Annotated in this window: 10 protein-coding genes and 1 pseudogene; 8 read left to right on the top strand and 3 right to left on the bottom strand. The window is 70.6% G+C overall.

Features of this window, described 5'->3' with window-relative positions; translation table 11 throughout:
* Positions 1-163 precede the first annotated feature (163 nt).
* A complete protein-coding gene (gene glgX / locus ACIRFL_RS32750; RefSeq protein ID WP_404035655.1) occupies positions 164-2,419 on the bottom strand; it encodes a glycogen debranching protein GlgX in 2,256 nt (751 codons plus the stop codon).
* 234 nt (positions 2,420-2,653) lie between these two features.
* Here glgX and ACIRFL_RS32755 point away from each other — a divergent pair, with 234 nt between their 5' ends.
* Both ACIRFL_RS32755 and ACIRFL_RS32760 read left to right on the top strand, forming a co-directional pair.
* Positions 2,654-3,886: an Ig-like domain-containing protein gene (locus ACIRFL_RS32755; RefSeq protein ID WP_404035658.1), complete on the top strand. Its 1,233-nt coding sequence runs from the start codon at positions 2,654-2,656 to the stop codon at positions 3,884-3,886.
* A 177-nt stretch (positions 3,887-4,063) separates the two neighbouring features.
* A complete protein-coding gene (locus ACIRFL_RS32760; RefSeq protein ID WP_404035660.1) occupies positions 4,064-5,332 on the top strand; it encodes an Ig-like domain-containing protein in 1,269 nt (422 codons plus the stop codon).
* 169 nt (positions 5,333-5,501) lie between these two features.
* On the opposite strand, the pseudogene ACIRFL_RS32765 reads toward ACIRFL_RS32760, so the two are convergent.
* A pseudogene (locus ACIRFL_RS32765) lies at positions 5,502-5,807 on the bottom strand (hypothetical protein); the annotation flags it as partial.
* 69 nt (positions 5,808-5,876) lie between these two features.
* Complete coding sequence (locus ACIRFL_RS32770; RefSeq protein WP_404035663.1) at positions 5,877-6,437, bottom strand: GNAT family N-acetyltransferase; 561 nt, start codon at positions 6,435-6,437, stop codon at positions 5,877-5,879.
* Positions 6,438-6,754: 317 nt separating this feature from the next.
* Here ACIRFL_RS32770 and ACIRFL_RS32775 point away from each other — a divergent pair, with 317 nt between their 5' ends.
* From ACIRFL_RS32775 to ACIRFL_RS32800, 6 genes are all read left to right on the top strand, one after another.
* A complete protein-coding gene (locus tag ACIRFL_RS32775; RefSeq protein ID WP_404035666.1) occupies positions 6,755-8,026 on the top strand; it encodes a VanZ family protein in 1,272 nt (423 codons plus the stop codon).
* Entirely contained in the window at positions 8,023-9,189 is a 1,167-nt protein-coding gene (locus ACIRFL_RS32780) for a helix-turn-helix transcriptional regulator (RefSeq protein WP_404035668.1), read from the top strand. Before ACIRFL_RS32775 ends, ACIRFL_RS32780 begins: the two co-directional genes overlap by 4 nt.
* A gap of 93 nt (positions 9,190-9,282) precedes the next feature.
* Complete coding sequence (locus ACIRFL_RS32785; protein ID WP_404035671.1) at positions 9,283-9,618, top strand: hypothetical protein; 336 nt, start codon at positions 9,283-9,285, stop codon at positions 9,616-9,618.
* A 614-nt stretch (positions 9,619-10,232) separates the two neighbouring features.
* Positions 10,233-10,826 carry a hypothetical protein gene (locus tag ACIRFL_RS32790; protein ID WP_404035674.1) on the top strand — a complete coding sequence of 198 codons (594 nt, stop codon included), beginning with the start codon at positions 10,233-10,235 and terminating at the stop codon, positions 10,824-10,826.
* 92 nt (positions 10,827-10,918) lie between these two features.
* A complete protein-coding gene (locus ACIRFL_RS32795) occupies positions 10,919-11,086 on the top strand; it encodes a hypothetical protein (protein WP_404035676.1) in 168 nt (55 codons plus the stop codon).
* A 19-nt stretch (positions 11,087-11,105) separates the two neighbouring features.
* A complete protein-coding gene (locus tag ACIRFL_RS32800; protein ID WP_404035679.1) occupies positions 11,106-11,255 on the top strand; it encodes a hypothetical protein in 150 nt (49 codons plus the stop codon).
* Positions 11,256-11,300 lie beyond the last annotated feature (45 nt).

Below are 11,300 nucleotides of genomic sequence, written 5' to 3' on the forward strand. Positions count from 1 at the left end.
GCCCACCGAGTTTCAGCCGGGCTCCCCTCCGCCGTTGGTCCTACGACCAGCATGTTCACGGTGCGACGCACCTGGCGGCACGACGGGTCGCACAGATGCGCGCACGGGGCGTAAGGCCGCGCGGCGGACGTACGGCGGCACCCCACGGCCCGTCCGGCCGGGGTCACAGGACCCGCAGCAGCAGCACCGCCCGCTCCGGCACCGTGATCGCCGCACCGGCCGCGTGCACCACGCCCGGTGGCTCCGCCTGGTCCTCCCGGGAGGTGTCGACGACGACCTCGTAGCGGTCAGCCCACGGCGGTCCCGGCAGGACGAAGGGCGCCGGGCGGTCCCCGGCGTGCAGCACGGCGAGGAAGCTGTCGTCGAGGATCGGCGCGCCCCGCTCGTCGCGGCCCGGTATGTCACGCCCCGAGAGGTACATGCCGAGCGCGGCGGCGGGGGCGTACCAGTCGTCCTCCGTCATCTCCGTACCCCGCGCGGTGAACCAGGCCAGATCGCGCAGTCCGTCCGCCGAGTGGGCGCGCCCGGAGAAGAACGCGCGCCGGCGCAGCACCGGGTGCCGGTGGCGCAGGGCGATGAGACGGCACGTCAGTTCGAACAGCGCCCGCCAGCCGGGCTCCGCCGCCAGCGACCAGTCCAGCCAGCTGATCGGGTTGTCCTGGCAGTAGGCGTTGTTGTTGCCCTGCTGGGTGCGGCCCAGCTCGTCGCCGGCCACCAGCATCGGTACGCCCGTGGACAGCAGCAGCGTGCTGAGCAGGTTGCGTATCTGCCGGCGCCGCAGCGCCCGGATCCGCTCCTCGTCCGTCTCGCCCTCGGCCCCGCAGTTCCACGAGCGGTTGTCGCCGGAGCCGTCCCGGTTGTCCTCGCCGTTCGCCTCGTTGTGCTTGCGCTCGTAGGACACCAGGTCACGGAGGGTGAAACCGTCGTGCGCGGTGACGAAGTTGACCGAGGCGTACGGGCGGCGGCCGCCCCAGGCGTACAGGTCGCTGGAGCCGGACAGCCGGTAGCCGAGGTCGCGCATGTCCGGCAGCGCTCCGCGCCAGAAGTCGCGGACGGCGCCACGGAAGCGGTCGTTCCACTCGGTCCACAGCGGCGGGAAGGCGCCGACCTGGTAGCCGCCCGAGCCGATGTCCCAGGGCTCGGCGATGAGCTTGACCCGGCGCAGCACCGGGTCCTGGGCGATCACCGCGAGGAACGGGGAGAGCATGTCGACGTCGTGCATGGAACGGGCCAGCGCCGCCGCCAGGTCGAACCGGAAACCGTCCACGCCCATCTCCGTCACCCAGTAGCGCAGCGAGTCGGTGATCAGGCGCAGCACCTGCGGCCGTACGACGTGCAGGGTGTTGCCGCAGCCGGTGTAGTCGGCGTACCGGCGGGCGTCGTCCTGGAGGCGGTAGTAGCCGCGGTTGTCGATTCCCTTGAGGGAGAGCGTCGGGCCCAGTTCGCCCGCCTCCGCGGTGTGGTTGTAGACCACGTCGAGGATGACCTCGATGCCGGCCGCGTGCAGGGCGCGGACCATGCGTTTGAACTCGCCCACCTGCTCGCCGGTGGTCCCGGAGGCGGCGTAGGCCGCGTGCGGGGCGAAGTAGCCGATCGAGTTGTAGCCCCAGTAGTTCCGCAGGCCGCGGCGCAGCAGGTGGTCCTCGTGCGCGAACTGGTGCACGGGCAGCAGTTCCACCGCGGTCACGCCCAGCCGCACCAGGTGCTCGATCGCCGCCGGATGGGCCAGCCCGGCGTAGGTGCCGCGCAGTTCCTCGGGGATGCCCGGGTGCAGTTTGGTGAATCCGCGGACATGCAGCTCGTAGATGACCGAGTCCGCCCACGGTGTCTTGGGCCGGCGGTCGTCGGCCCAGTCGTCGTCATCGTGGACGACGACACCCTTGGGGACGAACGGCGCCGAGTCCCGCTCGTCGCGCACGGTGTCGGCGACATGCTGTTCCGGCCAGTCCCGCACGTGCCCGTACAGCTCCGGTGCCAGCCCTGAGGAGGCGTACTCGCCGTTCACCGCGCGCGCGTACGGGTCGAGCAGCAGTTTGGCGGGGTTCCACCGGGCGCCGGTCCACGGGTCCCAGCGGCCGTGCACCCGGTAGCCGTAGCGCTGGCCGGGCCGCACGCCCGGCAGGAAGCCGTGCCATATCTCGTGCGTCAGCTCGGTCAGCGCCACCCGGGTCTCCCGGCCGGTGTCGTCGAACAGACACAGCTGGACCGCCTCGGCCCCGCCCGCCCAGAGCGCGAAGTTGGTGCCGGCACGCCCCTCGGGGCCGGGCCGGAACCGGGCCCCGAGGGGCGTGGAGGCGCCCGGCCAGACGGCCGGTGCGGGCGGCGTCGGCCGCCGGGCGCCGCTCGTCGCGGCGGCCCGGCGGCCGTCCTGCCCGGCCCGTCCCTGAGCCGTCGCCCGCTGCTCGGCTGCGCTCGTCACCCTGTCGGCCCCTCTGCGTCGGCTCGTTCGCCCACGGGGGCGCACCCGGCCCGCGCCATGCGGCCGGGCGCGCCGGACCCCTCGGGCAACGGCGCGTCCGGCCGCATGACACGGCGCGCCCGCGGCGGCTCGCGCGGGCGCGGCGGCTCCCCATCTCGTCGTCCTCCCCCTGTTCTGCCCACAGCGTGCGTCGCACTCACGTTTCCCCAGGGCCGGGCCGTCGTTGAGTCACGCGTGAGGCATGGACATGGGCGCGCACGGCGCGCGACGGCCGCACTGGCCGCGGTGTTGACATGGGCAGGGCTGCTGGCGGGCGCCGCCGGCTGTACCTCGGGCGGCGCGGACGACCTCGGCATCGGCCGGTTGTTCGGCAAGCCGCCGACCCCCGAGGAGGCCATCCGGGTGACCCCGGACGACGGCGGCAAGAACGTGCGCCCCGGCGAACGGCTGCGGGTACGGGTGGCGAGCGGACGCCTGGAGTCGGTGCGGGTGGTCAAGCACCAGGACGCCCAGGAGAGTCCGGTCGCCGGGCACATCACCGGCGACGGCATGACCTGGGAGCCCGACGAGCGGGCACTGGCGCTCGCCGCCAAGTACACGGTGGACGTGGTGGCCCTGGACGGGCACGGGCGCCGCTCGGCCCGGCACACCGAGTTCACCACCCAGGTGCCGGCGGAGCGTTTCATCGCGTACATCACCCCGGAGAACCGCTCCACCGTGGGCACCGGGATGATCGTCTCGCTGAGTTTCAGCCGGGACATCGCCGACCGTGCCGCCGTCGAACGCGCCGTCCGCGTCACGGCGCGGCCCGCCGTCGAGATCCGCGCGCACTGGTTCGGCAAGAACCGCCTCGACTTCCGCCCCGAGCGGTACTGGAAGCCCGGCACCAAGGTCACCGTCGATGTGGCGCTGCGCGACGTCGAGGCAGCCCGCGGCGTGTACGGACTGCAGCGCAAGACGGTCGAGTTCACCGTCGGCCGCAGCCAGGTCTCGCTGGTCGACGCGGCGGAGCACACCATGGAGGTGCGGCGCGACGGCCGGCTGCTGTCCACCGTGCCGATCACCGCCGGGGCCCCGGAGACCACCACGTACAACGGGAAGATGGTGGTCATGGAGATGTACGAGGTCACCCGGATGAACGGTCAGACGGTCGGCTTCGGCGGCGAGTACGACATCCCCGACGTCCCGCACGCCATGAAACTCACCGACACCGGCACCTATCTGCACGGCAACTACTGGGCCCAGGACGCCCCCGGGGTGACCAACGTCAGCCACGGCTGCGTGGGACTCAGGGATGTCCAGGGCGGCAGTCCGAGCACGCCCGCGGGCTGGTTCTTCGACCGCACCCTCATCGGGGACGTCGTCGAGGTCGTCAACAGCGACGACGAGACCGTCGATCCCGGCAACGGCCTGAGCGGATGGAACATGGGCTGGAAGGAGTGGAAGGCGGGCGGCGCGGTCAAATAACCGGAAGGGGCAAGCGGTTGGGGTGGCCGACGGGCGGGCCGCGGCCGGCGGAAGTTGCGACGGAACGGTGACCATTGGCTGACACGAAGCTCAAAACCCTGCGGTTAATATGCGCCAGAGTGCGCGTGCGACGCACCGGGGCGGGGGCCTGACCAGGCCCGGCGGAGGGGAGAAGAGTTGAACGTGCGGCCGATATCGGGGGCGTCGGTTGACGCGCGGCGGCGGACGGGCAAGGGGGGTGGCGGGCGGACGCGGAAGGGACTGCCGGCGGTCATAGCCGGCGTCCTGCTCATGGCCGTCACCGCGTGCGGCGGTTCAGGGTCGGACTCCGGGTCCGGCTCCCAGGACGGCAAGGGCAAGGACTCCTCGACGCAGCAGAGCACGCAGTCGCAGGCCGTCGTCACCATCGCGCCCAAGGACGGCGCCCGGTCGGTCGGCACCAGCGGGGCCCTGAAGGTCTCCGCGGCCAAGGGCAAACTGACCGAGGTCGTCGTCAAGGACGCCAAGGGCAGGACGGTCGACGGCACCATCACCGGCGGGGGCTCCCGCTGGACGCCTTCCCGTCATCTGGCCGCCGCCACCGCGTACACGGTGCACGCGGTCGCCGAGGACTCCGCGGGCCGCAAGGCCGCCGAGGAGTCCCGCTTCACCACACTGACCCCGCAGCACACCTTCACCGGGTACTTCACCCCCGAGGACGGGTCCACGGTCGGCGTCGGCATGCCGTTCTCGCTGCGCTTCACCCGGGGCATCACGCACCCCGAGGACGTCGAGAAGGCCATCAGCATCACCACCGAGCCGGCCGTCGAGGTCGAGGGCCACTGGTTCGGCAACGACCGCCTGGACTTCCGCCCCGAGAAGTACTGGAAGGCCGGCACGAAGGTCACCGTCCGGCTCGACCTGGACGGCGTCGAGGGGCGGCCGGGCGTCTACGGCAAGCAGACCAAGACCGTGAAGTTCACCATCGGCCGCAACCAGGTCTCCGTCGTGGACGCCAAGAAGCACACGATGAAGGTCACCCAGGACGGCAAGGTCATCAAGACCATCCCGGTCACCACCGGCAAGCCCGGCTACGACACCTGGAACGGCCAGATGGTCATGAGCGAGAAGCTGACGGTGACCCGGATGAACGGGGAGACCGTCGGCTACGGCGGCGAGTACGACATCAAGGACGTGCCGCACGCCATCCGGCTGACCACCTCGGGCACCTTCATCCACGGCAACTACTGGGGCGGCGGCGCCTTCGGCAACTACAACGCCAGCCACGGCTGCGTGGGCCTGCGGGACGTGCGCGGCGGCTGGGACAAGGGCGCACCGGCGGCCTGGTTCTTCAACCACTCGATGATCGGCGACGTGGTGGTGGTCAAGAACTCCGACGACCGCACGGTGGCCCCGGACAACGGCCTCAACGGCTGGAACATGCCGTGGAAGGAGTGGACGGCGTAACGGAAGGCGCGGGTCCGCCGCCCCCGACACCAGCCGTCTCACGGCGGCGGACCGGGTGGCCGTGCTGGAGGAGGGCCGGCTCACACGACGAACTGCTGAAGCCCGGCGGCGCGTACGCGACCCTGTGGCGCACCTGACACACCAACGGCACACCATGACCGCCCTCCAGTAGTTCGCGGATCATGCAGTCGTACAACGGCGCCTGCGGCCACGGGTGGGACACGCCGATCTTCCGGTATCCCCAGGCTGCGTAGGCGGACTGCGCGGGCGCGGCCTCGGGTTCCTGGCGCACGGTGAGCGTGACCCGTTCGGCGTCCAGGCCTTGGAGGAGGCGGGCGTGCAGTTCGCCGGCAACGTCGCTGGGGCCCTCACAGTACGGCGGTTCCCCGTACACCTCTTCGTATGCGGGGAGGAACACGTCCAGTTGCCGTGCGGCGGCGTCGGCCTCGTGGCGTTGGAACGTCACCGTGCTCATCAGGCGGCACCCCTCAGGTCGGCGTACTCGGCCAGGCGGTCAGCGGCGTCCCGAGGCCGAGGGCGTCGATCAGGGCGTTTGCGCGCGGGTGGCCCACTCGTCCGCGAGCATGGCGTGTACGACGGAGTCGCGCCACTGTCCGGCTTTGAGGATGTGACCGCGGATGGTGCCCTCCTCGACCATGCCCGCGGCCGCCATCGTCTTCGCTGAGGCTTCGTTGAGCGGGGAACGGGCGCCCCACATGCGGTGCAGTGCGAGTGTTTCGAACCCGAGACCGAGGAGGAGGAGAACGGTTTCGAGACCGTGGCCGACGCCGCAGGCATCCGGGCGCAGCGCGAAGCCGAAGGTGGCTGCGCGCTGCTGGTGGGGGTCCGTGGCGATCCGGCCGAACCCGATCAGGTCGTCCGTGTCCCGTTTGACGACGGCGAGCGCGTACTCGCTGCGCGGGTCCGCCGTGGCGGCGGCGATGGACCGGGTCACGATCTGGGCGACCTGGTCGCGGGTGCGCGGCTCGAACGACAGGTGCTCCGTTGCCTCGGGGCTGCCGTAAATGGCGAGCACCATGTCCACGTCCTCGATGGCGAGTTCACGGAGGGCAAGGCGAGTGCTGGAACGAGCGACCGGGTGCATGGCGCGGACTCTACCCCCGGGTCAGTGCTGGTCGGCTCGCGTGAGCGCCAGGTGCCGGGCCGAGGGGAATCAGCCCCGCTGCGAAGACGCCGAGTTCATCGGCCGCGCATCGTCCCGGTGCTGCAACTCCGTCAGGTGGCGAATTACTTGGAGCCACACGCTCGATCCCCAGATCTGTCGTCTCCGGACGCCAGTCAGCCAGGACCCGATGCGCCTTCCACGCACTGCTGAAACCAGCGTCCCGCAGGCCCCGTCTGATGAGGCGGGGCCTTGCCGTCCCCCTGCCCGCCTCGCTCTGACTACGCAAGGACCGCGCCGTGTTCTCCGCGATCTTCCAACACCACGTCGGCTATCTGGCTGCCTGCACATTGACCGCCCTGGTTCTCGGTGGCGCGGCATGGGCGCTCGCCCGCAGACTGGGCAACTCTCACAGCGTGTGGTGGTCCGGACTCGCCTTTACTGTCACCGGTGTCCTCGGTGTCACCCTCATGGACGGCGGCTCGGCCGGCGGCGTGTGCGTCCTCAACCATCAGTTCGCCGAGCCCTTCCACACCACGCAAGGGTGGTGGAATCTCGCCATGATGGTGCCTGTCGGCTTATTCGCTCTCCTGTCCGCCCGCCGCCCGCTCCCTGTCCTGGTCGCCGTCATCGCCATGCCCCTGGGTATCGAGTTCACCCAAGCCACCGTCGATGGCTTGGGGCGCGTGTGCGACAGCTCGGACGCCGAAATGAACATCATCGGCGGACTGGCGGGAGTCACAAGCGCCGTGATCGTGCTCACGGTGCGCCGGTCGCTCGTCTGGCAGGCCGGCGCGAAGGGGGCGCTGATCGCCTCCGCCGCGTTGCTGCTCCTCGGCTCGGGAGTCGCGCGCCCGATGCTCGACTTCACGAACGTTGACGGCACCGGCCTCTCCGCAGCGGACGCCGACCAGAAGCGGGCCGTCGAGGCGGCTGTGGATGAGGCGTTGGGCGACCGGTACGAGATCGACCAGTTGTACGAGCAGCCGTGCGGGGACCTGCCGTGCACGAACATCATCTTCAACCTGCACAGCCGAGAGAAGGGGCCTTGGCCCCGGTGCGTGGAGGCCCTACTGGCTTGTGAACGTGACATGGCCCCGCGTGGGACAGGCCGACGATGCACAGGAACCGGATCCCGCGGACACAATCCGAGTGAACGCCATCACTGGGCAGGTGTACGACGCCGGCGGGGCACCCGTCAAGGCCGGTTGACCACCACCCGCCCTCGTCGTTCAGGCCGGTCATGCCGTAGGGATGCGCGGTCCGGGCGCCCGGGAATCAGCCCACGCTGGACTGGTGATGAAGCCGGCCCGAGCCGAGTGCCCGAGTTACCCCTGGGGCGATCGCAGCCGCCCCTGCCGTCTTCGGGCGGCAGGGGCTATTTCGTCATGCTCGGACGTGAACAGACAGCTGAGTCCTCACACGAAAATGGCCCCGCCTCCTACCCTGACAGTGCGACCTGTTCAGAGATTGGGGCGAGACCGTGCCATCTGACGCTACCCCGGGCCCGTACGCCGACTCGGTGCGCTTCGGCCAACGAGTGCAGATCCTCCGCGAACGCCGCGGAATGACCCAAGCCCAGCTCGCCGACCTCGTAGCGCTCTCACCACACACCCTCCGCAAGATCGAGAACGGGCAGCAGAAGGCCCCCGGCCTCGACATGGTGCTGCGGATCGCCGAAGCCCTACGCGTCGGCGACCTCGCCGATCTGACAGGCCACCCAGACATGCACGTCGACCTCTTCATCGGCCCCGGCCACCCACGCCTCGCCGCGGTCAAGGCCGCTATCGACACCTTCACCCTGTCCTCAGACACCGAGCCGCCGCCCGTGGCGCACCTCGAAGCCCGCCTGCACGCCGCGTGGAAAGAACGGCACGGGGCGAAGAACCACCGCGAGGCCGTCGGCAAGTTGCTGCCCGATCTCATCCGCGACGGCCAGGCCCTCGTCCGGCACGCCGACACCGCCAATGAACGGCGCGCGGCGCAGGCCCTGCTCGCCGAGACCTACAGCCTCAGCCAGTTCTTCATCGCCTACCAACCGGATGCCGCTCTGCTGTGGCGCGTCGCCGAGCGGGGCATGGTCGCAGCCCAGGACTCCGGCGACCCGCACACCATCGGCGTCGCCGCCTGGCTGCTCGGGCAGGCACATCGCGACTCCGGGGCGCGGCACTTCGACGCGGCTGACGCCATCAACCTGGAGGCTGTCCGGTTCCTGGAACCGCTGCTGCCGGACGCGAGCGACGATGTCCTCGCCATCGCCGGCGCCTTGGAGTTCGAACTCGGCTACACCGCGGCCCGCCGGCGGGAGACCGGTATCGCGTGGGGGCACTGGGACAAGGCCAAGAAGATGGCGAACAGACTGCCAGCCGATTACTACCATCCCGTCACCAGCTTCGGACGGGCCGTGATGGGCGCTCATGCGGTCACCGTGGCGGTGGAGTTGCGCCAGGGCGGCGAGTCCGTGCGGCAGGCGGCGAAGGCCGACACGACCGTGATCAAGTCGCGTCCGCGGCGGGCCCGGCACCGGATCGAGGAGGCCCGCGGCTACCAGCTCGACAACCAGCCGGACGTGGCGGTCGCTTCCCTGGAGAAGGCGTTCGAGGCTGCGCCGGAGACGATCCGGTACAACGGATATGCACGGGCGATCCTGCTGGAAGAGGTGGAGTCGACGCAGGCTGCTCGTCGTCGGCGGGCGGCGGAGCTGGCGGCGAAGGTCGGCATCCTCGCTGCTTGAGGTGTAGCGACCGGATTCCGGTCGGCGGCAGTACGCGCGGGCTTCTACGGTCACGAGTGTGAGACGGATCACCATGACCGTGGAGGCGTGACCATGTCGAGCGAGACCGTAAACGTGCCGCCGACCGAGGTGCTGGACGTCTTGGGACTGCCCGACCTGGACAGCCTGGACGAGGCCCGGGGGGCCGGCCGCGTGTGCATCTGGGGCGGCGAGTCGCTGACGATCGAGACTGCCGTCGACCTCGGCGAGCAGGAGGCTGACGCGGGTACGTGCTTCCCGCGCGCCTGCCGAAAGTGCGTCGCTGACAGGGCGCACCGCGGCCTGTTCGCCCACACGCCCATGTGCGACCTGTGCGAGACAGAGGCGACAGCCGCCAACTGCACCGTCGGCCGCAGCTTGTATCGACTCGTCAGGGACAACCGCCGGTGACCCACCGACAGACGACCGCAGGGGCGCGGCCCCCGCACGCGAGCCCGCCGCTCAGCCACATGCGGGTCTACCAGGTGGACCGCTACGGGACGGTCACCCGTGACAACGGACGGGTCAACGTTGTGGGCTACTGCTCGTCCCGCCCTGTCATCGGGGAACGGGTGCGCTGCTCTGCGCCGAGGCGATACCGGCAGGCGCGCTTTTGGAGTCCTGCCTCGCTTCAGTCGAGGCGGCTCGGGAGGAGCGGCGTCGATGCGTATGAGGCCGGACAGCTCAAAGGTCCAGGTCTTCTACGCGCTGGTTCTGGCCGTTCTCATGGGCGCCCTCATGGCCGGTATCGGCCGCTGACCCGATGACCGGCTCCGGTCGCTCGCGCCCCAGGGAGCGACCGGAGCCTCCAGCCGCCCGCCGGCTTCCCGCTCCCCCGCGGGGGCCAGCGGGCCCGGCCCGGCACACCCGACCCCGTGATGCCCAGCGGTGTGCCGGGCCGCCACCCTCGTCCCGACATAGGAAGGTTCTCGATCGTGTTGCCTCCGGCACCGCCAGGTGTTGTCCCGTACATCGCCGGATGGAGTGAGGAACGGCTCCTGAAGTGCCCGATCACCCGCCGCCGCATGGCCCCGGGGATCGCGTACGCGGATGAAACCCCGTACGACCGCGACAGCTTCGGCGTGCTCTGGGCCCGCTACACCCTGCGGCCCAAGCAGCGCCGGGGCAGCCCACAACTCCGGAACGTCCACCCCTACCGCCAGCGCCGGGCAATGCTGAACATGATGTGCCAGGTCTGCTCCCGCATGCCGCCGGACCCGCACGGCCCGCATCTGTTTCTCCTGCGGGACAGCGCTGGCGCGATCCGGGAAGGGGAACGGACGACGAGCCCGCCGGTATGCGTACCCTGCGCCGGGATCTCCATCCAGCTTTGCCACGCCCTGCGCGGTGGACGCTTCGTGGCGGCGTGGGCGCGGCGCGTGCCCGCATGGGGTGTGGTCGGTCCCCTTCATCATCCCGTGACGCTCCAGCCCATCCCCGGGTGCCACATGGAGCAGGTGAAGTACGGGTCCCAGTGGGCTCCCTGGGTCCGGGCCGCCCGCACGATGGTGGAGCTGCGCGAGGTGACACCGGCGGACCTGGACCGCGAGTTCGCGGCCCTCGGGCGCGACCGCCTGGAGGAGGAGTTCGCCCGGGTCGCGGAGCTGATGACCGTGTGAGGACTCCGCAATCACCCGACCGGGGCGGGGCGCCTCGTTGCTCCAGCCACCCCGGCCGGTCCCCGAAATCAACTGACCGAAGGAGAGAGCCCTTGAACACCACCATGGACCGGGCCCAGGAAGCGTTTCCGCTCGCCGGCGGCAGGCTGCCGCTCAGCACGGAAGCCCCGTCGGGGCCGGACACGCGGCCCTGGGCCCTGCGGTTCGCCCGCACCCCGGACGCGACCGGAGCCGTCACGGTTCCCCGCCGGCGTCTATGATCCCGCCCGCCAGGTCAACGTGTCCTACGGCGGGGGCCTGTTGACATGCATGGCCAACACCCACACCCCGACCGTGCCGGACGGTTCGATGACGAACCCGCCGCCGCTGGACGAGGGGCCGAAGGACATCCCAATCGTGTTGTCAAGCCGCAGCCGTGACGGTAGGTGAAGCGTGATAGCACGCTCCGTCACGGATCATGGCCCACAGGACGTT

Source organism: Streptomyces sp. NPDC102462, from assembly GCF_044765425.1.
In the GTDB taxonomy this organism is placed as follows: domain Bacteria; phylum Actinomycetota; class Actinomycetes; order Streptomycetales; family Streptomycetaceae; genus Streptomyces.

Bases quoted from the DNA above. Each gene is read 5' to 3' on its own strand.
- ACIRFL_RS32770 (WP_404035663.1), bottom strand. From the start codon at position 6,437: ATGCACCCGGTCGCTCGTTCCAGCACTCGCCTTGCCCTCCGTGAACTC.
- ACIRFL_RS32780 (WP_404035668.1), top strand. From the start codon at position 8,023: ATGACCCAAGCCCAGCTCGCCGACCTCGTAGCGCTCTCACCACACACC.
- ACIRFL_RS32785 (WP_404035671.1), top strand. From the start codon at position 9,283: ATGTCGAGCGAGACCGTAAACGTGCCGCCGACCGAGGTGCTGGACGTC.
- ACIRFL_RS32790 (WP_404035674.1), top strand. From the start codon at position 10,233: ATGGCCCCGGGGATCGCGTACGCGGATGAAACCCCGTACGACCGCGAC.